This is a genomic window from Dehalococcoidia bacterium (assembly GCA_035574915.1).
GTDB lineage: Bacteria > Chloroflexota > Dehalococcoidia > DSTF01 > WHTK01 > DATLYJ01.
Map to the genome: position 1 here is coordinate 23044 of DATLYJ010000046.1, position 22542 is coordinate 45585.

Below are 22542 nucleotides of genomic sequence, written 5' to 3' on the forward strand. Positions count from 1 at the left end.
GGACGACGCCGTCACCAGTTCACGAGGTAGAGGGCGGGGTAGAAGAACACCCAAACGACATCGACGAAGTGCCAGTACTTGATCGTCGCCTCGACGCCCCAGTGGCTCTCGGCGCTGAAGTGGCCTCGCGCGCCCAGGTAGGCCACGATGGCCAGCATCACGACGCCGCTGATGACGTGGGAGGCATGGAGCCCGGTCATCGAGAAGAAGGCGGTGCCGTAGGGCTCATGGATGCTGAAGTGGGCTTCCGACCATTCGAAGCCGACGCCGACGGCGAAGACGATGCCGAGGAAGATCGTGGCGAGCAGGAAGCGCATGAAGTTCGCGCGGTCGCCACGGGCGATCGCCGTTTCGCTCATGTAAGCGGTAAAGCTGCTGCAGACCAGGACGAGCGTAATGGCGAGGCCGAGGAGCTGATCGACGTGCTCGGAGGCCTTGAAGCCGGCAAGGTAGAAGCGGGCGGAAAGCAGGGCGGCGAAAAGGAAGGACTCGGAGAGGAAGAAGAGCCACAGGCCGACCTGGTTCATCGAGCGGCGCGCGGGATGGTCGTGGCCGTGCGCGGTGCCCGTGGCGGGAGGATGCGCGGCAGGAGGGTGGACGGCGACGGCTGCTTCGACGGCCATGGTTAGTGGTCCTCACGACCGCGCCAGACGCGGGGCAGGTGCATGAAGTAGACCATGATCAAAGCGGCGTCCGCGACATTCATCGCGATCATCAGCGGCAGGTTGCGGTCCAGCCACAGGAACACGAAGTACTCGAGGACAGTCAGCACCATGAGCAGCGCGAAAACGACGATGCCAAGGACAACGGGGTTCGTCTGCCTGGTGGCTGCCGGGGATTCGAGGCGATGGTGGCCGTCGCGGTTCATCTAGCCAACCTCCGAAGTGATGGCGGGAAGGGGGAAAGCGGCGTGGGGCCGGGCCCCGGGGATGCCGTAGTCGTAGGGGCCGCCGTCGACCACGGGCGGCGCCGGGAAGTTCTCGACCGGCGGCGGCGAAGTCGTCTGCCACTCCAGGGTGCGCGCACGCCAGGGGTCGGCCGGGGCGCGGGCGCCGGCCTTGAGGGAGACGAAGACGTTCCCGAGGAAGAAGAGGAAGCTGGAACCGAGGATGAAGGCCATCACGCCGATGAAGACGTTCAGGTCCTGGAGGTCAGGCGTGTACGTGGCGACGCGGCGGTTCATGCCGCCGAGGCCGGCGGCGAACATGGGTAGGAAGGTGAGGTTGAAGGCGATGAACATCACCCAGAAGTGCACCTGGGCGAGGCCTTCGTGGTACATGCGGCCGGTGATCTTCGGGAACCAGTAGTAGACCGCGCCGAAGAGAGCGAAGATCTCCGCCCCGATGATCGTGTAGTGGAAGTGGGCCACGACGAAGTAGGTGTCGGACAGCGCCAGGTCGGTCGGGACGTCGGCGAGGTAGATGCCGGTGACGCCGCCAATGAGGAAGTTGAAGACGACGCCGAGGGCAAAGAGCATCGGCGCCTTTAGCCAGAGGTTGCCCATCCAGATGGTGCCGACGGCCGAGAGGAAGATCAGCCCGGTGGGGATGGAGATGATCTCGGTCGTAACGAGGAAAGGGGCGAGGAGCGAGTGGTCCATGCCGCTCACGAACATGTGGTGCGCCCAGACAAGCCCGCTTACGGAGACGATGCCGAGCAGGCCGCCGACCGCCCAGCGATAGGCGAACAGGGGTTTTCGCGAGAAGTGGGACAGGATCTCCAGGGTCGCGCCGAAGCCAGGCAGGACGAATATGTAGACCGCAGGGTGCGAGTAGAACCAGAAGACGTGCTGGTAGAGGAGAGGCGCGCCGCCCGCGTCCGCCTTGAAGAAGACGCTGCCGGCGATGCGGTCCAGGGTCACCATCAGCATGGCGGCGGCGAAGAACTGCGTGAAGGTGAGGGCGAGGAGGGCGGCGGCGAACATCGACCAAACGAAGATCGGCAGGCGGCCCCAGGTCATGCCCTTCGCGCGCATGAAGACGATGGTGACGATGAAGTTCAGGCCGCCGAGGATCGACGACAGGCCGAAGGTGATGATGGCGAGGTTGAAGAAGACCTGGCCGTGGGCGTTAGTGACGCTGAGAGGCGGGTAGGCCGTCCAGCCTGAGTCCCAGCCGCCGAAGGCTTGCGCGAGAAGGAGCAGCACGGCGACGGGCGGCACCAGCCAGAAAGAGAGCGCGTTGAGGCGCGGGAAAGCCATGTCCTCCGCGCCGATCATCAGCGGCACGCAGTAGTTCCCGAACCCGCCGATGACGGCCGCGACGGCGACCGCGACCATGATGATGCCGTGCATGCTCATGATGCGGTTGTAGGTGCCCTCGCCGAACGCCGGCTCAACGGGGTCCAGGAGCTGGATGCGGATCAGCATGGCGAGGAGGCCGGCGAGCAGGAACAGCGCCAGGAATGTGACCAGGTACTGCACGCCAATGACCTTGTGGTCGGTGGTGAAGGCGAGGTAGCGGTGCCAGCCCGGCGGGCCGTCCTTGACGGGCCGGCCGAACCACTCGCGGCCCCAGCGCTCCCATACCCCGACGCCGAAGAGCCAGCCGGGGAGGGCGAGGGTGTAGCCGATGACGAAGGACTGGTCGGTGTCCCAGGCGCTGCTCCCGGCAAGACTGCGGCCAATAGCGGCAAGTCCAGCACCCAGGGCGAAGCCGGCGGCTGCGCCGGCTATGCCGCGGGCGATGGGCAGGAATGCCGGCCAGACGCCAGGCCTGGCGGCGTCGTAAGTCGAAGTCACAGGCTTGCCTCCGGTGTCACGGCTACCTCGCCAGCAGGGTGCCGGTCATGGTCGTGGGATGGACGTCACAGCGGAAGAAGTAGGTGCCGGCGCGGGCGACGGTGAAGGTCGTCGAGTCCTTCGCGGGGCCTGCCTTCAGGGGCGTGGCCGCCAGCGGCCGCGCGTTGCGCGAGGCGGCGCGCTCGCTCTCGTAGAGGGCCCAGTTGTGCTGGACGCCGGCGTCCTGGTTATCCAGCGTGAGAGTCACGGCCGTCCCGGCCGCGACCGTGATCTCCTTGAGGTTGAACTTGAGGTCCTTCGCGACGAGAGAGATGGCTTCGCCGCCACCGGCCGCCGCCGCGGCCGCCTGCTCGCGGCGCTCCCGCTTCCACGCCTCGAACTCACTGCCAGAGACCACCCTCACGGGGATGCTCATGCTCGCATGGCTCAGGCCGCAGAGTTCGGCGCACTGGAGGCGCACGGTGGGGTCCATCGAAAAGTCGCCTGTTTCGGTCGCCTTAAGGGAGAGGCGGGTTGTGAGGCCGGGCACGGCGTCGATCTTCATGAGGAACGCTGGGATCCAGAAGGAGTGAAGGACGTCGCGGCTCGTGACCTCGAACGTCACGGTCCTGTCGACCGGCAAGACGAGTTCGCGGACGTTCTCGAGGCCGGCGTCCGGATACGTGACCAGCCATGTCCACTGGATACCCTCCACCTTCACTGTGAGGTCGGGGTTGTGCTCGTGGGCAGTGACCACGTGGAGACTGGTAAGGCCGGGATAGACGATGACCAGGGCGGTGAGGGCGGCAGTAGCGAGAAACCAGATCGCAGGGGCCGTGCCCTTGCCCTCGTAAGGGACGGCGTCGCCGGGAAGCTCCTGGAAGCCACGGCGGAAGATGCCGTAGACGAGCACAGTGACGACGAGGGCGGCGACAGGCACTGCCATGATCGTCAAGGCGCGGAAGGCGCCCTCGATGTCCTCCCCTTTGTCGGAGAGGACGACGGGAAAGTAGTCGATGGAGGCCGCCGCCCAGACGCCGGCCGCCGTGAGCACGACCCACAGCGCGAGCGCGATGGCTATGGCGGTGCGGTGAGAGTCTCGGCGGATGCGGGCAATGGGGCCGGGCCGCTCGGAGAGCCTGGAGATGAGCGCGATACCAAGCGGCATCGCCAGACAGACGAGGACGGCGAGCAGGACCTGCACCCGGGCGGCCTCCGCGCTTTCGCTTTGATGCGAGGCTAACCGAGGCCTGATTCCAGAACATGGTGCTTTTGCACCAATTGGCGCCTCAGCAGGTCAGGCTTTCGGCGAGTCAGGCCGCCGGGTGCAGCAGTTGCGCAATAGCGATGGCGCTTATCGCGGGGGTTTCGGCGAGCTACAAGAGGCCGTTCTCGGTGGCGCGAGTGACGGCTTCGATGCGGTTGCGGGCGTTCAGCTTGCGGACGACCGAGGCTAGCTGGTTGCGAGCGGTGAAGAAGCTGACTCCCATGGCGGCGGCGATGTCCGCGGTCTTCATGCCGTTGGCGGCGAGGCGTAGCGCCTCGATCTCGCGGCGGCTCAGGGGCGTGGCGAGGCTGTCGGATTCGCGCCTGGGGCGGGCGCGGCGGCCGCGGGCCGCGAAGCGCCGTGACGGGCGCACCTCGCGGAAAAGATGCAGCACGGCGGAGCCGCCGCCTTCCCGTGGCCAGAGCAGGACGCTGTTGTTGATGAGCTTTCGCTGGCCATCATGAGTCTGGACGGTGACCTCATAGTCGCGGACGGGACGGCCACGCGCCGCGTTGGCGGCGATCGGGCATTCCTCCCGGCAGAAGGGGTGGCCGGCGTAGTCCACGCCGACCAACACCTCGAAGCAGGAGCGCCCGACCGCCGAGGCGGCGTCCACACCGAGCAGCCTGGCGGCGCTATCGGACCAGTAGAGGATGCGCTGGTCGCGGTCCGTGACGAAGAGGCCATCCAGCGTGCGAATGCGGGCGAAGACTTCGCCTTCGTGATGACCGGCCGGAGCGCCCATCACTGGGAATCCTAAGCGGCTGCCCGCGAACGGTCAGGGGCCGAACGGACGGTTCTGCTCTTCTCGAGGCGGCAGCGGGCGGCAGTGCTCAGCGGGACATCTCGAGCTCGGACAGGTCTCTCACTTCGATCGTCGCGCCGGCCTCCCTGAGGAAGCCGGGCGGCCCGGAGCGGTTGATGCCGATCACGGCGGCGAAGCCGCCGGCGCGCCCTGCCTGGACGCCGGCGATCGCGTCTTCGACCACGGCGCACTCCGCGGGCCGGGCGCCCAGACGCCGCGCGAGCTCGACGAGCGTCGCCGGGTCCGGCTTGCCGGGCAGGCCGAGGCCGGCCGCGTCCGTCCCGTCGACTCTGGCGTCGAAGAGCGACAGGACGCCCGCCTTCTGCAGCACCTCCCGCGCGTGGCGGCTGGCTGAGAACACGCCCACGGCAATGCCTTCGTCCTTCAGCCGCCGGATGAAGTCGATGGTCGACTCGAAGACACGCACGGGTTGGGACTCCAGGGCTTCGGCGAAGTACAGGTCTTTCTTGTTGCCGATGGCGCAAACGCTGTCGTAGCCGGCCGGGTCCTCGGGCGAACCCCAGGGGAGGGAGATGCCGCGTGAGGCGAGGAACGCGGCGACGCCGTCGTAGCGGGGCTTGCCGTCTACGTAGCGCAGGTAGTCGGCGTCATCGAAGGGCCGGAAGGAAGCGCCTGGCCCGGCGCGGGCGGCCAGGAAGCCATCGAACGTCCTCTTCCAGGCGGCCGCATGTACGCTGGCCGTCTGCGTGATCACGCCGTCCATGTCGAAGATAACGGCTTTGAGGCCCCTGAGCGGAAGCGACGCGGAGCCGGGCATTACGGTATCCACTGTAGGGCGCCCGGCGCCGCTTGCGGCGCCGGTACCCACGGTATAATCGAGAAGATAAGCTCCCGTCCCTGTCCGTCGACAGCCGGTGATGGAAAGAGGTCCAGGGAGGACGGCCGGCGCTGCGCCAACGCCCGGCACGTGACACGGATATCGACAGATGGACCGTTGCCTGGCACGCCCTTGGGTGGGCCCGAGCCTTGCCGTTCGAACCCGTTGGGACACATGGCACTTCCTGGCGGGCTGACGGATGGGTGAAGGTAGAGACATCTGAAGGAGGAAGGCAATGGCGGAGAACGAGGAGCGTCGTATTACCGAGCGAAGCTTCAGGCCGCTGAGAAGCCTGGGCGACCTGTGGGAGGAAATGGACCGTCTCTGGGAAAGCTTCCCGGCGTTACCGCGCTTCCGCAGGTTGCTCGAGCCGCCGGCGTGGCCCGCCGTAGATGTCTTCGAGCGCAACGGGACGCTCGTCGTCAAGGCTGACGTGCCAGGGATGACCGCCCAGGACCTCGAGGTGACGGCCACGGCTGACGGAGTGCGCATTTCCGGCGAGCGCAGGGAGGAGAAAGAGGTCAAGGAGAAGGACTACTACCGCAGCGAGCGGAGCTACGGGCGCTTCGTGCGGCAGGTGCCTCTCCCGGCGAGCGCCGACACGGAGCGGGCCGAAGCAAGCTTCAAGGACGGTGTGCTCGAGATCGTCTTCCCGCTCAAGGAGGAGGCGAAACAGAAGAAGATCGAGGTGAAGGCGCCGCCACAGGCATAAGGCGGCGCGCGTCCGCCCTTCGCACCTGCCCCGCCGCATCGAGAGCAGACACTTTCTGAGGGGGAATTCGTATGCGCATCGGCATCGTTGCCCCGCTCGTGGAGGCTGTCCCTCCGGCGCTATATGGCGGCACCGAGCGGGTGGTCTCGAACCTGACCGAGCAGTTGGTGAGCCGGGGTCATGACGTGACGCTGTTCGCCAGCGGCGACTCGGTGACAAGCGCGCGCCTGGTGGCCTGCGCGCCAAAGTCTCTGCGGCTGGACCCGGAAGCGCCGGACGGAGTGACGGCGACGCTGTTTCAGATGCGGGAGGTGTATCGCCGCGCGGCGGAATTCGACATAATCCACAACCATGCCGACTGGTTTGCCTTCCCTTTCGCCGACCTCGTCGACACGCCGACTGTCACCACGGCGCACGGCCGGTTGGACCTCCCCGAGATTGCCTACCGATACGAGTGCGGCAAGGGTCAGCCCCTGGTCTCGATTTCGTACGACCAGAGGCGCTGGCTGCCCCAGTGCCACTGGGTGGGGACGGTGCACAACGGCATCGACGTGGACCGCTTCTGGTTCCGTGAACGACCAGGCGACTACCTGGTCTTCCTGGGACGCATAAGCCCGGAAAAGGGACCGGAGCGGGCCGTCGAGATCGCGGGGCGCGCCGGCATGAGGCTTGTGGTAGCCGCGAAGGTAGACGCGGCAGACCGCGAGTACTACGAGACCGTGGTGGGGCCGCTCTTTCGGAAGAGCCGGCATGTCGAGTTCATCGGTGAGGTCAACGAGGACGGGAAGGACAAGCTCCTCGGCGGAGCCTACGCTTACCTGTTCCCCATCGACTGGCCGGAGCCCTTCGGACTCACGATGGTGGAGTCGATGGCCACCGGTACGCCCGTAATCGCGATGCGGCGCGGGTCGGTGCCGGAGGTGGTCGAAGACGGCGTGACCGGCTTCGTCTGCGACTCCGTCGATGAGATGGTCGAGGCCGTCGAGCGGGCAGGGTCGATCGACCGGCGGGCCTGCCGCGAGCGAGTCGAGCGGCTCTTCTCCGCGGCGCGCATGGCCGACGGGTACGAGGCCGTGTACCGCAGGGTCCTTGCCGGTACCTGTCGCACAGTCGAGCCGCTCCAGGGAGCAACGGTGGGGGCCGCGCGGGGCGACGGTAGCCTTGTCGTCTACTAAAGGTGCCGCTTGCCGGGATGCGACGGACGAGGAGCCCACGCGGCTTCCCTTCTTCGCCGACGCCGACGCGAGCACCGGCCCAACGTGGGGCCTTCGTGAAGAGGGCTACGAGCCGAGCGTCGAGCATGAGCTAGAGTCCCGCTTCTTCGTCGGCAACGGGTTCCTGGGGATCCGCGGCTCCCTCGACCTGCCGACGGAGGCGTCGCTGCCGCGTACGTACGTCGCCGGGCTTTTCGCCGAGGTGCCGGGCCCGCCGCCAACCGTCGCGCTGGTGCGGGCGCCGGACGCGTTCAGCGCCCGCTTCGAGGTCGACGGACGCCCCCTGGTCCTAAACCCGAGGCGGCTGCGCACATCCAGGCGGCTCCTGGACTACCGGCACGGCGTCCTGCACTCCCTCCTGGAGCAGGGTCTGCCCTCGGGTCAGGTGGTGGCCCTGGACTCCTTGCGCTTCGCGTCGATGGCGGCGCGCAACCTGGCCGTCCAGGTGGTCCGCATCCGGCTCCAGCGGCCTTCGGAGGCGGCGATTTATGTCGACGTCCCCGGGGAAGGCCCGCAGGACACGGGCGAGCCGGCGCGGGAGGGTGCGCTTGCCATGGCCTGCGAGAGGGCGGTCCTGGTCCGGGACCCGGATGGCCCCGGCTGGCGCAAGGCGCCCGGCGCGGAGGTCAGGGCAAACGGCAGCACGGGCCTGGACATTGCCCTGCTTACGGCGTACGGGCTTGCTGAGAATGTCGAACAGGCCAGGGCGGCGGCAGCGCGTGCCCTGAGACGAGCACAGCGGGAGGGGCCGGAACGCCTTTACGCCAGTCACGCGCGGGCCTGGCAGCAGCGCTGGGAGGACAGCGACGTCCAGGTCGAAGGGGATGACGCGGCGCAGTCGGCGCTCCGCTTCGCGGTCTATCAGCTCAACAGCGCGGCAGACCCGCGCCCGGGCGGGTCGTCGGTTGGCGCGCGCGGCCTTACAGGCGACGCCTACATTGGCCATGTTTTCTGGGACACCGAGATTTTCATGCTGCCGTTCTACGTCCTCACCTGGCCGGAGGCGGCGCGACACCTGCTCCACTACCGCTACCGCACTCTGCCGCCGGCGCGGGAGAAAGCGCGCCGCCTGGGATGCCGGGGCGCGCTGTTCGCTTGGGAGTCGGCGGATACGGGCGAGGAGACGACGCCCCCGTACGCCATCGGGCCGAGCGGGGAGGTAATCGCCATCCGGAGCGGAGACCTCGAGCACCACATCAGCGCCGCTGTCGCCTACGGCGTGTGGCAATACTGGCTGGGCACGCGGGATGTCCGCTTCCTGCTGGCGGAGGGCGCCGAGATCCTGTTGGAGACGGCACGCTTCTGGGCAAGCCGCGCCCGCCGTGAACGAGACGGCTTCTACCACATCCGCCACGTCATCGGCCCGGACGAGTACCACGAGGACGTGGACGACAACGCCTACACGAACGCGATGGCGCGCTGGAACATCGAGCGGGGCCTCGAGGTGGCGCGGTTGCTGCAGCGCCGCTGGCCGGCGCGCTGGGTGGAGCTTGCCAGCAAGCTCAAGCTCCGGGATGAGGAGCTGAGCGACTGGCAGGCGGTCGCGGAGCGGATGTACCTGGGACGGGACGCCAAGACGGGCGTGCCGGAGCAGTTCGCGGGCTTCTTCCAGCTGGAGAATGTAGACCTTTCGCAGTACGCGGACCGCGCGGCGCCGATGGACGTGATCCTGGGCTTCGAGCGCACCAGGCGGTCTCAGGTGTCCAAGCAGGCCGACGTGCTTATGCTCATGGCCCTCCTTCCCGAGCAGTTCCCGCGAGAGGTGCAGGAGGCCGCCTTCGACTACTACGAGCCGCGCTGCGGCCATGGGAGCTCGCTGAGCCCGCCGGTGCATGCTCTGGTCGCGGCGCGGCTGGGGCGCCTCGAGCCCGCGCTGCGTTACTTCCGCCAGACGGCGGCCATCGACCTGGGCGACAGCATGGGCAACAGCGCCGGCGGGATTCACATGGCCTCGCTCGGCGGCTTATGGCAGGCGGCGGTGCTCGGGTTCGGCGGCGTGACGGTTACGCGCGAGGGTCTGTCGTTCGCGCCGGCGCTACCGGAGCCCTGGGAGGCGATGCGTTTCAGGTTGCACTGGCGCGGGCGCCGGCTCGCCGTCGAGGTGTCGCGGCGAAGGGACCGCCTGGAGGCAGCGCTCGAGAAGGGGGCGGCGATGCCGCTGCGAGTCTACGGGGAGCGCTTCGTCCTGGAAAGAGGCAGCCCGCTTGTCGTGGAGGTGAGGGCGGGGAAGGAGGCAGGCAGATGGTGACCGCGGGGGACCGGATCGGCAGGAGGGTGATCGTGGCCTGGGATGGGTCGCCGGCTGCCTCCACGGCAGTGCCGGTGGCCCGGCGGATCGCCGGGCAGCTCGGGGCGGAGGTGGAGGCGCTGTATGTCGCCCATGACGCCGCCGAAAAGGAGGGCTGGCAGGCCAAGCTGGGCGCCGAGGCCGAGAGGCTGGGTGTGAGCGTGCGTCTGGTCACGGGGGAGCCCAGCGCCGAGATCGTGCGGGCGACCGAACGCGAGGGCGTGTGCCTGGTGGCCCTGACGATGCACGGCCGAGACGTGGGAGAGAAGGGGCACCGGCTCGGGCGCATTGCGAAGAAGGTGATTGCGAGTACGGTGCGGCCGGTGTTGCTGGTGAAGCCGGAGGCAGCCGAGGGCAAGGAGGCGGGCCCGGTCAGGCGCCTCCTGGTGCCGATCGACGGGACGCCGAAGACAGCGGCGGCGCTGCAGCCGGTGACGCAGCTTGCGCACGACCTCAAGGCGAGCATCGACTTCCTGTACGTGGCCGACCCGAGGCAGAAGCCGCCGCTGGAGCGCGGGAGCATCACCGCGCCGCGCTACGTCGACCAGCCTCAACACGAGTGGCCGGAGTGGGCGAACGAGGTGATGCGGCGGCTCTCGGAGGGCTGCGCGGGCTGCCCGGAGGACGTAGAGGTGCGCATCTACCTGGGTCGCGGGGATGCCGGCGAGGAGATCACGCACTTCGCGCGAGAGAAAGGGAGCGACGCAATCGTGCTGGTGCGGCGGAGCCGGTTCCAGCCGGGGCGGGCGAAGGTGATCAGGGCTGTCCTGGAGAGGACGACGAGCCACGTGATCATCGTCGGGTGTGGTGAGGAGGCGTAGGGCGGGCGGCTTGCGGGCTGGTCGGCTTGTCGGCTTGTCGGCTTGTCGGCCAGAGGAGACGCGATCGAGGCCGATCATGGCGGCAACGAGGCCACCATGACGGGGCGTGTGGCCCTACCGGCGCGCCGCGACCAGCGGGTGAAGTTTCGTGGGGACGGGGACGCGGGGGAGAGGGGCGTCGGAGGCATCCGAGGGCAAGCCATCGACGAAGAGGACGGCCTTGCGGGGCGTGGCGGGGACGCGGGGGCCGGGCGTGACGATGCCGGCGAGGTTCATTGGGTCAGTCGCGGCCACCCAGACGCGCTCGCCGGTGCGCTCTTCGCGGCGGATGCGTCGCAGGGCGTCCACGGCTTCGGGCAGGGCGTACTGCTCGCCAACGAAGCCTGAGACGAAGCGGCCGCCGCGGATGTTGCCGCGCGCCTCCATGCGGCGCAGGGCGCGCAGGACTTCGCGCCAGGGCAGGGTGAAGCTCTCGCGCACGATGAGGTCGTAAAACACGACGCCGTAGCGCTGAAGCAGGACTTCGGCAATCGACTCGGCCAGGTCGTCGATATCGAGGGCGTCGGGCGGCGGGGCATGCAAGATGGCCCAGCGGCCGGAGGGGCCGGGACCGGCGAAGATGCCGCCGGGGCCGTACAGGGAGGCGCGGACGCGGCGACTGCGGCCGGCGGCGCCGACACCGCCGGTGAGCTGGCGCAGGCCCTGGAAGCCATCGGCGGTGACGAGGCCCCAGGCGACAAGCTCGCGCAGGCCGCGCTCGACGTCGGTGCGCAAGCGGCGCGTGAGGTTCACGATCTCGTCGAAGAAGAGGGCGCCGCGCGACTGCAGGAGGTCGAAGATCTCGGCGGCGGCGCCCGCGCGCGGCCGAGGCGTCTCGCCGCCGGAGGCGCCGCGGACGGCGGCCAGCAGGTGCGAGAATCGGGGCCGGAGGGCGAGTGAGACCGGGGTGACGCGGGATGGACTGGGGCCGGAGCCGTTGGCGGGCGCCTTTCGCGGCGTGAGGCGGCCCCAGACGACCTCCCCAGCGAGGCAGAGCTCGTCGAGCCAGGAGAGACGGTAGTCGGCGACGCGGGCGGCGAGGAGTTCGCGTTCCCAGGACGACGCGGCGGCTTCGAAGCCCTGGAGGCGGGCGATCGCCTGGCGCACGCCCATCTTGCCCTGCAGCTTCGATTCGGGCGCAAGGTGCTGCCAGCGCAGGAGGAAGCGCATGAAGTCCTGGGCGCTCACCGGGTCGATCTCGCGGCGGAGGGAGTCGAGCGTGTAGCGGTGGATGCGGGCCAGGAGGCGCCGGTCGCAGAACTCGACCTCCGGTGTTGGGGATTGGAGTGTGGACTCTGGATTTTGGGCCAAGCCGGTCTGGTCGGATAGCAGTGGTGGTCGGTGGTCGGCTGCGCGGCTCGGGGTGAAGTGGCCGCGGAGGACGTAGCCGGAGGCTTCGACCTGGCGGATGCCGTAGTCGACGTCGCGCTCGCCGAGGGCGGTGCGGCGGGCGAGGTCGGCGATGGTGACGGGGCCGAGGACTTCGGTGTGGCCGCGGAGGAGGCGGACGCGGGCCTGCTCGCGGTCCTCGACGGCGAAGGCGACGCCTTCGGGAAGGTCGAGGGGTGGCTCGATGCGGGCGTTGGGGTAGAGGAGGCGGATGAGGTTGATGTTCTCGGCGGCGAACCAAACCTCGGGTTGGGCTTGGGGTTGGACTTTGGAGTTTGGAATTTGGGCGCCGAGGGTTGGTGGTGATGGCGGTTGGTGGCCGGAGGGGTCGGGTGCGGAGGCGGGCGCCTCGGACGATTGGGGGCTGGCGAGGAGTGGGGATTGGAGTTTGGAGTCTGGACTTTGGGCGCCGAGGGTTGGTGGTGATGGTGGCCGGTGGCCGGGGGCCTCGGCGAGGGGCGAAGGAGTTACGGCGGGGAAGGCGGTGGCGGCGCGCCTGGTGTCGACGAGCTCTTCGAACCCGGGGCGCCAGTCCCAGGCGTCTTCCGGGCGGACGGCCACGAGGCTGAGGAGGGCGTCGTGGACCTCCTCGGCATTACGGGGCGCGGGCCAGGCTTCGTCGCGCACGCGCTCGATGGCGTCGGGGTCGAGCGCGCCCAGGTCGCGAGCGTCCTGGGGGAGGGTGCGGCGCAGGGTGACGGCGCGGGTGCGGCGCTCCTCCAGGGGGGCATCGTCGAGGTAGGTGAAGGGCTTTCCGCTGAGGATCTCGTGGGCCATCGGGGAGGGCTCGATGGTGTCGCGGGCGTGGAGGCGGATTTCACCTGCCTCGATGCGCTCGAGGACGCGGAGAAGGCCGTCGATGTCCATGGCCTCGTGCATGCAGTCCCAGACGGTCTGGCGGATGATCGGATGGTCAGGGATCGTGAGCGGGCCTGTCAGGTTCTCCTGGCAGCCGACCTGCTCGGGGAAGACGGCGGCGAGGAGGTCGTCCGAGCGCATGCGCTGGAGCTGGGGCGGGATGCGGCGTCCGCCGGACTGGCGCAGGACGGCGAGGGCCCGGGTGGCGTTCCAGCGCCAACGGGTGGGGAAAACCGGGGCGTAGAGGATCGACTGGCGCAGGGCCTCCTCAGCGTTGCGGGTGGAGACGAAGCTGAAGGCCTCCTCCAGCGGGAAGCTGTGCTGCGGCCCGAGCGAGAGGACGATGGCGTCGTCCGACGCGGCGGCCTGGAGCTCGAAGTCGAAGTTTACGCAGAAGCGCTTGCGCAGCGTGAGGCCGTAGGCCTTGTTGATGCGGGCGCCGAAGGGGGCGTGCACCACGAGCTGCATGCCGCCGGCCTCGTCGAAGAAGCGCTCGAAGACGATGTCGGTGTCGGAGGGGACGATGCCGAGCGCCTGGTGGGTGGCGCGTATGTAGTCGACGACCTGGGCGGCGCCGAGGGCGGAGAGGCCGGTCTCGGACTGGAGCCAGGCGAGGAGTGGGGATTGGACTTTGGAGTCTGGACTTTGGGTGCTGAGGGTTGGTGGTGATGGTGGTTGGTGGTCGGAGGGCGCTCCTGCGGAGGCGGGCGCCTTGGACGTTGGGGCGCCGGCGGGAGGCCTGAAGGCCTCCCCTACAGTTTGGGTTGCGACAGTTCGGGTTGCGACAGTTCGGGCTGCGGTTTCATCGCCGGTGAGGGCTTCGAGGCGGGATTGGGCTTCGGCGGTGAGGCGCTCGATGATGTCGCGGCGGAGGCGGCCCACCTCCTCGGAGAGCTCGATGGTGCGGCCGGGGGCTTCGCCGAGCCAGAAGGGGATGGTGGGCGGCAGGCCCCCGGCATCTTCGACGCGGACGATGCCGCGGCCTGACTCGACGCGCTTGATGCGCCAGGAGGTGCTGCCGAGGAGGAAGATGTCGCCGGCCATGCTTTCGATGGCCCAGTCTTCGTTCACGGTGCCGACGGGAGTCTCGTCCGGGTCCTGGACGACACGGAAGTCGCCGATCTCGGGGATGGCGCCGCCGTTCTGCAGGGCGACGAGGCGGGCGTTGCGGCGGCCGCGCAGGACCTTGTTGATGCGGTCGCGGTGCACCAGGGGCGGCGAGCGGCCGGCGCCGTTGCCGACGCCTTCGGCGAGCATCTCGACGATCTCGTCGAAGTCCTCGCGCTTCAGGTCACGGTAGGGGTCGGCCCGGCGGAAGAGGTCGAAGAGGGCGTCCTCGCCCCAGTCCTCGCACGAGACCTCGGCGACGATCTGCTGGGCGAGGATGTCCAGGGGCGCGACGGGCTGGACGATGGTGTCGAGGCGCCCGGCGCGGACGGCGCGGACCAGGGCGGCGCACTCTACGAGCTCGTCGCGGGTGGTGGGGAAGATGCGGCCGTGCGGCCGGAGGCCGAGGGCATGCCCCGAGCGGCCGACCCGCTGGAGGAAGGTGGCGATGCTGCGCGGGGAGCCGATCTGGCAGACGAGGTCGATGCTGCCGATGTCGATGCCGAGCTCCAGGGAGGCGGTGGCGACGAGGGCGCGGAGGCTGCCGTCCTTGAGGCGCTGTTCGACCTTCAAGCGGCGGTCGCGCGAGAGGCTGCCGTGGTGGGAGTTCACCCAGTCCTCGCCGAGGCGCTCGGCGAGGTTGTGGGCGACGCGCTCCGAGAGGCGGCGGGTGTTGACGAAGACAAGGGTGGTGCGGTGGGCGCGGATCAGGTCGGCGAGGCGGTCGTAGATCTCGCCCCACTGCTCTTTGGAGGCGACGGCCTCGAGGTCGGTCGGCGGGACTTCGATGTGGAGCTCGATGTCGCGCTGGTGGCCGAGGTCGACGATGACGCAGGGAGCGGAGGGCGGTGAGGGTGGGTGAGGGCCGGAGGCGACTGATGCGGGCGCCGCGCCGACGAGGAAACGGGCGATGGCGTCCATGGGGCGCTGGGTGGCGGAGAGGCCGACGCGCTGGGGCCGCGGGTTGCCGGCCGCGGTGACGACGTGGTCGAGGCGGGCGAGGGAGAGCGAGAGGTGGCTGCCGCGCTTGTCGCGGGCGAGGGCATGGATCTCGTCGACGATGACCGTGCGGACGTGGCGCAGGCGCTCGCGGCTGCGGGCAGCCGTGAGCATGAGGTACAGGGACTCCGGCGTGGTGATGAGGATGTCGGGCGGGCGGCGCACCAGGGCCTGACGCTCGGCCTGGGGGGTGTCGCCGGTGCGCACCGCGACCTCGATTTCGGGGATGGCAACGCCCATCTCCCTCGCGACTTCTTCGATCTCGGCCAGGGGGGCATCCAGGTTGCGCTCGATGTCGTTGCCGAGGGCCTTGAGGGGGGATACGTAGAGGACGGTGGTGGTGGGGCCGGAGGGCGGTTGGACTGTGGACTCCGGGCTCTGGGATGCGGGACCTGGCACGCCCATTGCCACCGCCGGAGGCGAAGGGGCCATGCCGGGTGCGGACTCAGGGCCGGAGATGAGTTGGTCGATGGCGACGAGGAAGGCGGCGAGGGTCTTGCCGGAGCCGGTGGGGGCGGCGATGAGGACGTCGCGGCCGGAGCGGATGTGGGGCCAGCCGGCGGCCTGGGCGTCGGTAGGGGCGCCGAAGCGGCGCCGGAACCAGGCCTGGATGACGGGATGGAAGCCGGAGAGCGGACTGGAGGCAGGGGGAGGGTGGCCGGGGGTCGGACCGGACTTCGGGCGCTGGACTTCCGCGGCGCGCGCGGCCCCGGCGCCGCGGCGGGTCTGCGCGCGCGGTCCGGAGACGCTGGTGGGTACGACTTTCGACGTGGCCATGGCTCCCGCCGTAGGAGGTCGATCTTAGCAGACGGCGGGAGGGAAGTCGAACGCGTGTGCGGATGAGGATGGAGGCGGGCCGTGGGCGGCGCTGGTGCAGGCGTCGTCGCCGGACACGACCGGAAGCTCCGGCGCTAATCGCGAGGCAGCCCTAACCCCCTCTGGGCGATGATGTTGCGGTTCACTTCCGAGGTGCCGGCGGCGATGGTGAGCGAGACGGACGAGAGGTAGTACTGCGAGATTCCGCCGTTGACGGGGGCGCCGGGGCCGCGGAGCTGGCCGTGCAGGCCCATCATGTTGATCGCGACGCGGGCGAGGCGCTGCTGCAGCTCCGTGCCGAAGACCTTGGCCATGGAGGCCTCGTAGTTCGGGATCATTTGCTGGCTCTGCATCCAGGCGACGCGGTAGCAGAGGAGGCGGCCGACCTCGAAGCCGACGGCGATGTCGGCGAGGGCGTGGCGGATGTGGGGGACATCAAACAGGGTGGTTGGCCGGTGGTGGTCGGTGGTCGGAGGAGTAGCGCGACGCGGTAGGTGCGCCGGCGTGCGTTTGGCGTAGGCGACGGCCTCTTCGAAGGTGCGGAGGCCATCGACGACGCGGCGGATGCCGGAGCGCTCGAAGTCCAGGGTGGCGGTAGAGACGTACCAGCCGCGGTTCTTCTCCCCGATCATGTTGCGCGCGGGGACGCGCACGTTATCGAAGAACACCTGGTTGAAGCCGGCCTGGCCGGTCATCTGGACCAGGGGCCTGATGGTGATGCCCGGGGTCTTCATGTCCAGCAGGAAGTAGCTGATGCCGCGGTGCTTGGGGGCATCGGGGTCCGTCCTGGTCAGGAGGATCATGTAGTCGGCGTTCTGGGCGTTGGAGGTCCAGATCTTGGAGCCGTTGACGATGAAGTCGTCGCCGTCCTGGACGGCGCGGGTCTGGAGGGAGGCGAGGTCGGAGCCGGCGCCGGGCTCGGAGAAGCCCTGGCACCAGGTGATTTCGTCCCTGGCGATGCGCGGCAGGAACTCGGCCTTCTGCTCCTCCGTGCCGAAGAGGATGATCGTCGGGCCGACGCGGTCGACGCCCATGGTCGTGCCAGGGGCCCGGTTGTAGGACATCTCCTCGTTGTAGATGAGTTGCTTGATGTGGCCGGCGTCCTGGCCGCCGTACTCCTTCGGCCAGGACATGGTGAGCCAGCCCTTCGCGGCGAGCTTCTTGGTGAAGGACTCGCCGCCCTGGCGGGACTTCGGCAGCTCGGTGCGGATGAACTCGCGCACTTCGGCGCGGAAGGCTTCGTCCTCAGGCGAGAATCGGAAGCGCATGGAAGGCTCCTCGGCTATTCGGCTGGCTGGCGTGAAGGGCCGCTGCGGGCGATGGACAGGATAGCAGACGGCGACGGGGAGACGGACTTGCCGGCCGTCCGGGCGGCGGCCAGCGGACTGACGCCGCGCGCGTTGTGTGGAGCGAATCTCTAGCCGCGGGCCGCGGGCGTGTCCGATAATCTGGGCACCAGAGGCGGCGTCGTCTCGTCATCCCCGTCACATCGGTTACTCAGGCAGTCCTAGACATGACAGGAGGAGCCCATGGCTGCATCTGACGTATTGGTCTCGACGCAGTGGGTCGCGGACCACATGAACGACGCGAACGTGAAGCTGGTGGAGGTGGACGTCGACACGAATGCCTACAGCGAGGGGCACATACCGGGCGCTATCGGCTGGAACTGGACGTCGCAGCTCCAGGACCAGGTCCGGCGGGACGTAATCTCGAAGGCTGACCTCGAGAAGCTCCTGAGCGAGTCCGGCATCAGCAATGACGACACGATCGTGCTGTACGGCGACAATAACAACTGGTTCGCCGCTTACGCCTTCTGGGTGCTGGAGATGTACGGGCACCGCAACCTGAAGCTCATGGACGGCGGCCGCAAGAAGTGGCTGGACGAGAACCGCCCGATCACGAAGGACGTGCCTACCCCGGCGAAGACGTCGTACAAGGCGAGCGAGCCGAATGCCGAATTGCGCGCCAAGCGGGAGCAGGTGCTGGCGAGCATCGGCAAGCAGGGCGTCGCGATGGTGGACGTGAGGTCGCCTGCAGAGTTTTCGGGCGAGATCCTGGCGCCGCCGGGGCTCCAGGAGACAGCCCAGCGCGGCGGCCACATCCCCGGCGCCGCCAACGTGCCCTGGGCCCAGGCGGTGAGGGAGGACGGCACCTTCAAGTCGCCGGAGGAACTGAAGGCCCTCTACCAGGCCAAGGGCGTGACGCCGGACAAGGAGATAATCGCCTACTGCCGCATTGGCGAGCGGTCTTCGCACACCTGGTTCGTGCTCAAGCACCTGCTTGGCTACGACAAGGTCAGGAACTATGACGGTTCGTGGACGGAGTACGGCAGCATGGTCGACGTGCCGGTGGAGAAGGGGTAGGGGCGGAGGCGCGCCGGAGGATGGGAATGGTGGCCGGCAGCCAGCGGCCGGCGGCGGAGCGGGGAGCAGATGGCAGTTCGGCGGTGAGCGGACGGCGCTTGCGCAGGAGGTCGAGGTCGGGCCTGTGGGTGAAGAGACGATGGTGCTGCGGGTGCTGCTGCGGCGCGCGCTGGCGGGCGAGGAGCTGGTCAACGTGCCGCTGCACTTCGAGGCAGGGGTGCTGGAGCGCTACCGCGGGGCGCCCGGGTTCTCGCTGATCCGGACCGATAGTGTCGGGCGGATCAAGAAGGAAGGCGGTTGGGCGCTGGACGTGGGCATCGCCGCGGACGAGACGCTGCTGCACGCCTTCGCCGGCGACCTTGTCAGGCTGCCCCCCGAGGAGCGCGAGCACTGGGCGTCATTCGCCGTTGCTCTGCCGTCCAGCCGGATGTTCCTGCAGATGCGCCTGGCCCCGGGCGCCTGCCACGACGATGGCGAGCCGCGAAAGTGGGAGTAGGCGCGAGGCGGGACATCGGGACAGGCGAGCGTTCGAACGTCGTGCAAAGCGAGGCGGGCTTCGATGTCCTGACACCGGGACGTGCGGGCGTCCGGGCGCGAGCGGCGGGGGGTGGCGCGTGGCGTTGAGGCTGCCGAAGGCGATGGTCGAAGAGATGATCGCCCACGCCCGCGAGGACCTGCCGAACGAGGCCTGCGGTGTGATCCTGGGCCGAAACGGCGTGGCGATGGAGTTGCACCGGGCGCGGAACGCGGAGGCGAGCCCGTATCGGTACGTAATCCACCCCGAGGACCTGATCCGCTTCCACCGTATCGTCGAGGAGAAGGACTGGCAGTTCCTGGTCATCTACCACTCGCACGTGGCCTCCGAGGCATATCCCTCCCCGACGGACGTGCGCATGTCGATCTGGCCGAACACGGACCCGCCGTTGGACGCCTATCCGGACGCCCACTACGTCCTCGTGTCGCTGGCCGACCGCGAGAATCCCGTCGTGCGCGCGTTCCGCATCACCGGGGGCGTGGTCTCCGAGGAGCCGCTGGAGACGGTCTGACCTCACCCGTGGGCCCCTTCTCCGCGCGGCGGAGATGGGAGAGTGCGGGAGGACGCTGCTGAGCTCGACGTTTACGATCCGTGCCTATACACCCGCCGACCTCGAGGCTGTGCAGGCGCTCGATGCGCGGGTGGAGCCGTACCGGCGCGAGGACGCGGCCGCCGTGGAGGCGATGTTCGCGCGCGCTGCCGAGGCGCCGCGGCCGCTCGACCGCTGGGGCCACCGCCACTCCGTGGAATTCGAGGCCGTGCTTTCGCAGGGCTATCTGGCGATCTGGCTGGCGACGGTCGCCGGGCACGAGGTCGCCGGTATCGTGGGCGTCCAGCGCTTCCACGACGGTCCCGAGGTCGGCGACCTGGCGCCGGCGATCGCATGGGTGGGCCGCGAGGACATCGCGGAGCTTGTGCACCTGCGGGTCGCGCCGGAAGCGCGGCGCCAGGGTATAGGCGAGGCGCTGGTGCGCCGGGTACTGGACTGGTCGCGGGACGAAGGCTTCCACATGCTCGTGCTCAACACCACGACGCCGCAGTTCGCCGCCCGGCGCCTGTACGAGAGGCTCGGCTTCCGCGAGGTGGGTATCGCGTACCTGGACGCGAAGTACGAGGTGGTCTGGTACGCGGCAGACCTCACGTCCGGCCTTTCGCCGGCCGGCGGAGATGGGGCCGTGCTGGGACGGCGGAAGGGCCCGGCGGGAGCGGACGGCCCGCGAGCGCTTTGGGCCTGACTGCTGACCGCTGATTGCGACCGCCCGGCTAGAATTGGCGCGCTATGCCGGCTGGCTGGCCCCGCCTCTCCGGCCTCGCGTGGGTTCTCATTGGCGTCGTCGCCCTGGCGGCGGCCGGGGCTGGCGCGCTGGCAGTCTCCTGCGACGGGGACGAACCCGGGGCGGTGGCCAAGCCGGCGGACGCTGGCCTGATCGCCTACGTGGGCGTCCAGGGAGACAACTTCGACATCTACGTCATCGCGCCGGACGGGAGCGGCAAGCAGCGCCTCACGGACGACCCGGGCGAAGACCTCTTCCCGGACTGGTCGCCCGATGGGTCGATGCTCGCGTTCGCCTCGGACCGCAGCGGCGACTTCGATATCTTCCTCATGCGCCCGGACGGCTCCGGCCTGCGCCGCCTCACCTACGAGCCATCAAGGGAGACGGACCCGGCCTGGTCGCCGGACGGCCGCCTGATCGCATTCCGCTCGGACCGCGAGGGAGAGAACGCGGTCTACGTGATGGACCTCCGCTCCGGCGAGATAACGCGGGTCACACCGGCCGGCCTCCGCGTCCTGCAGACGAACGTGTCGTGGTCGCCCGACGGCCGGCGGCTGGCCTTCGCCGCGGAGCCGGACGATGACCTCGCGGTCTACACCATCGCCGTGGACGGCTCCGGGATGCGGCGGGTAACGGGGAGCCCCCGGCGGCAAGGGCTCCTGGACCCGGCCTGGTCGCCGGACGGCCGTTGGATTGCTTACGTGTCGCTGCGAGACGGGGACTTCGAGCTGTACACGGTGGGCGTCTCGGGCGAAGGCCACCGCCGGCTGACCAACCGCCCCGGGCCGGACACGAGCCCGGCGTGGTCGCCGGACGGGGCGCGCATTGTTTTCGTATCCAACCGCGACGGGCCGCGGGACCTCTATACGATGGCGGCGGATGGTGCCGACGTCCTGCGGGTGACGGCCGGCGAAGGCGCCCTCCAGCCGGCGTGGGGGACGAGAGCCACGAGATAAGGAGTCCGCGAGGCAAGCGGCGATGCGGGGGCCGCCTGTCCGGGCCCGGGCGCGAGGCTCTAGTACAATGCTGCCACCTTGGCACTGGAGGTGGCGATGCAGGGTGCGCTCAGCGGCGTGCGGGTGCTTGACTTCAGCGAGTACATAGCCGGGCCGTACGCGGGCCAGATGCTCGCTGATATGGGCGCGGACGTGATCAAGGTGGAGCCGCCGCAGGGGGACTTCTGGCGGCTTTCGAATATGATCGCGCCCTCCGAGAGCCGCGGGTTCATCGGCGTAAACAAGGGCAAGCGCAGCATCTCCATTGACCTGAAGCGCGACGAGGCCCGGGAAGTGCTCCGGCGGGCCGTCTTGCGCTCTGACGTGCTGCTGCAGAACTACCGGCCGGGCGTCGCTGAACGGCTCGGCCTCGACTACGAGAGCGTGTCGCTGATCAATCCACGCCTCATCTACGTCGAGAACACGGCTTTCGGGACGGTCGGGCCGTACGCCGGCAAGGCGGGATTCGACCTCGTGTCCCAGGCTATGACGGGGATCATGGCCTATGAGGGCGGCGCCGGCCTGCCGAGGTCGATCGTGACGACCGCCGTAACGGACATCTCGTCCGGCATGTTCATGGCCTTCGCCGTGGCCAGCGCCCTGTACCAGCGGGAGCGCACGGGGAAGGGCCAGAAGATCGAGAACAGCCTGTTCGCCGCCGGCGTGGCAATCCAGTACCGGCCTATGCTCTCCATCGAGGCGCAGGACCGCGAGGCGCGTGAGCAGCTGCTGCGCGACCTGGAGGAAGGGCGGAAGGCCGGCAAGAGGTACGAGGAGATCCTTGGCGAGCGGCGCCCGGGGCGCCCGCCGAGCGCGGTCGGGCCCTACTACCGGGCCTACGAGGCCCGCGACGGCTACATGGTGATCGCCTGCCTGAATAACCGACTGCGGCGGGCCGTCCGCGACGTGGTGGGCGTAGATGACCCGCGCGTGGATGGCGACGAGTTCGCCGTGATGAGCCTGGGCCCGGAGCGCGCGGCCGAGATCACGGCGGAGATGGAAGCGATCATCGCGACGAAGAGCGTGGCGGAGTGGTGCGAGGCGTTCGATGCCGTCGGGGTGCCGTGCGGGCCGGTGAGGTTGCCAGCGGAGATGTTCGAGGACGAGCACGTGCGCGTGAACAACCTCATCGTGGAGCTGGAGCACCCGGTCGTGGGGCCGATCAAGATGGCGAACAGCCCGCTAAAGATGAGCGGCGCGGAGACGGGTGCGAAGTCGGCATCGCCGGCCCTGGGGCAGCACACGCGGGAGTACCTCGGCGAGCTGGGGTTCGAGGCGGGGGAGATCGAGGCGCTGCTGGCGAGCGGCGTCGTACGGGAATGGCGGCCGCGGATTAGCGCGGATTTTCGCTGATTGTTCAGGATGGCGAGTGTGAGACTGTCCTATTTCGAAGTCAGGCAGGCCTTTATTGGAGGCGCTATGAGGTCCGCAGGCAATTCGGCCCCGGCTTTATCGAGGAGGTTTGTGCCAATGCTTTCGATGGCGGCCGCGGGAATAGCCGCGG

At 69.0% G+C, this 22542-nt stretch carries 18 protein-coding genes; 10 read left to right on the forward strand and 8 right to left on the reverse strand.

Annotation, left to right across the window (positions count from 1 at the left end):
* Positions 1–11: 11 nt before the first annotated feature.
* The 6 genes from VNN10_03970 to VNN10_03995 all read right to left on the reverse strand — a co-directional run bounded on the left by VNN10_03970 (position 12) and on the right by VNN10_03995 (position 5569).
* Positions 12–623: a cytochrome c oxidase subunit 3 gene (locus VNN10_03970; protein ID HXH21163.1), complete on the reverse strand. Its 612-nt coding sequence runs from the start codon at positions 621–623 to the stop codon at positions 12–14.
* A 2-nt stretch (positions 624–625) separates the two neighbouring features.
* Positions 626–868: a cytochrome C oxidase subunit IV family protein gene (locus tag VNN10_03975; protein HXH21164.1), complete on the reverse strand. Its 243-nt coding sequence runs from the start codon at positions 866–868 to the stop codon at positions 626–628.
* A complete protein-coding gene (locus VNN10_03980) occupies positions 869–2740 on the reverse strand; it encodes a cbb3-type cytochrome c oxidase subunit I (protein HXH21165.1) in 1872 nt (623 codons plus the stop codon).
* 22 nt (positions 2741–2762) lie between these two features.
* Positions 2763–3923: a cytochrome c oxidase subunit II gene (gene coxB / locus VNN10_03985; GenBank protein HXH21166.1), complete on the reverse strand. Its 1161-nt coding sequence runs from the start codon at positions 3921–3923 to the stop codon at positions 2763–2765.
* 172 nt (positions 3924–4095) lie between these two features.
* The gene (locus tag VNN10_03990) at positions 4096–4731 is read right to left on the reverse strand and encodes a LuxR C-terminal-related transcriptional regulator (GenBank protein HXH21167.1); all 636 of its coding nucleotides are present in this window, start codon (positions 4729–4731) and stop codon (positions 4096–4098) included.
* An 88-nt stretch (positions 4732–4819) separates the two neighbouring features.
* The gene (locus VNN10_03995) at positions 4820–5569 is read right to left on the reverse strand and encodes a beta-phosphoglucomutase family hydrolase (GenBank protein HXH21168.1); all 750 of its coding nucleotides are present in this window, start codon (positions 5567–5569) and stop codon (positions 4820–4822) included.
* A gap of 295 nt (positions 5570–5864) precedes the next feature.
* Here VNN10_03995 and VNN10_04000 point away from each other — a divergent pair, with 295 nt between their 5' ends.
* From VNN10_04000 to VNN10_04015, 4 genes are all read left to right on the forward strand, one after another.
* Positions 5865–6341: an Hsp20/alpha crystallin family protein gene (locus VNN10_04000; GenBank protein HXH21169.1), complete on the forward strand. Its 477-nt coding sequence runs from the start codon at positions 5865–5867 to the stop codon at positions 6339–6341.
* A gap of 71 nt (positions 6342–6412) precedes the next feature.
* Positions 6413–7516, forward strand: coding sequence for a glycosyltransferase family 4 protein (locus VNN10_04005; protein ID HXH21170.1), 1104 nt, complete (start codon positions 6413–6415; stop codon positions 7514–7516).
* On the forward strand, positions 7503–9803 hold the full coding sequence (locus VNN10_04010; protein ID HXH21171.1) for a glycosyl hydrolase family 65 protein: 2301 nt from the start codon (positions 7503–7505) through the stop codon (positions 9801–9803). Before VNN10_04005 ends, VNN10_04010 begins: the two co-directional genes overlap by 14 nt.
* Positions 9797–10663: a universal stress protein gene (locus VNN10_04015; GenBank protein ID HXH21172.1), complete on the forward strand. Its 867-nt coding sequence runs from the start codon at positions 9797–9799 to the stop codon at positions 10661–10663. The genes VNN10_04010 and VNN10_04015 overlap by 7 nt, the downstream gene beginning before the upstream one ends.
* A gap of 114 nt (positions 10664–10777) precedes the next feature.
* Here the strand turns inward: VNN10_04015 and VNN10_04020 are convergent, their stop codons facing one another.
* Together VNN10_04020 and VNN10_04025 are read right to left on the reverse strand one after the other, a co-directional pair.
* The gene (locus tag VNN10_04020; protein ID HXH21173.1) at positions 10778–15832 is read right to left on the reverse strand and encodes a DEAD/DEAH box helicase; all 5055 of its coding nucleotides are present in this window, start codon (positions 15830–15832) and stop codon (positions 10778–10780) included.
* Positions 15833–15966: 134 nt separating this feature from the next.
* Positions 15967–17139 (reverse strand): acyl-CoA dehydrogenase family protein, encoded by a 1173-nt coding sequence (locus tag VNN10_04025; GenBank protein ID HXH21174.1) that lies wholly within the window; start codon positions 17137–17139, stop codon positions 15967–15969.
* 261 nt (positions 17140–17400) lie between these two features.
* Here VNN10_04025 and VNN10_04030 point away from each other — a divergent pair, with 261 nt between their 5' ends.
* The 6 genes from VNN10_04030 to VNN10_04055 all read left to right on the forward strand — a co-directional run bounded on the left by VNN10_04030 (position 17401) and on the right by VNN10_04055 (position 22391).
* Positions 17401–18234: a sulfurtransferase gene (locus tag VNN10_04030; GenBank protein HXH21175.1), complete on the forward strand. Its 834-nt coding sequence runs from the start codon at positions 17401–17403 to the stop codon at positions 18232–18234.
* Positions 18235–18358: 124 nt separating this feature from the next.
* Complete coding sequence (locus tag VNN10_04035) at positions 18359–18730, forward strand: hypothetical protein (GenBank protein HXH21176.1); 372 nt, start codon at positions 18359–18361, stop codon at positions 18728–18730.
* A 118-nt stretch (positions 18731–18848) separates the two neighbouring features.
* Complete coding sequence (locus tag VNN10_04040) at positions 18849–19280, forward strand: M67 family metallopeptidase (GenBank protein HXH21177.1); 432 nt, start codon at positions 18849–18851, stop codon at positions 19278–19280.
* 34 nt (positions 19281–19314) lie between these two features.
* Positions 19315–20004, forward strand: a complete 690-nt coding sequence (locus tag VNN10_04045; GenBank protein HXH21178.1) for a GNAT family N-acetyltransferase — start codon at positions 19315–19317, stop codon at positions 20002–20004.
* Positions 20005–20048: 44 nt separating this feature from the next.
* Entirely contained in the window at positions 20049–20999 is a 951-nt protein-coding gene (locus tag VNN10_04050; protein HXH21179.1) for a hypothetical protein, read from the forward strand.
* 78 nt (positions 21000–21077) lie between these two features.
* Positions 21078–22391, forward strand: a complete 1314-nt coding sequence (locus tag VNN10_04055) for a CoA transferase (GenBank protein ID HXH21180.1) — start codon at positions 21078–21080, stop codon at positions 22389–22391.
* The last annotated feature ends 151 nt before the right edge of the window (positions 22392–22542 follow it).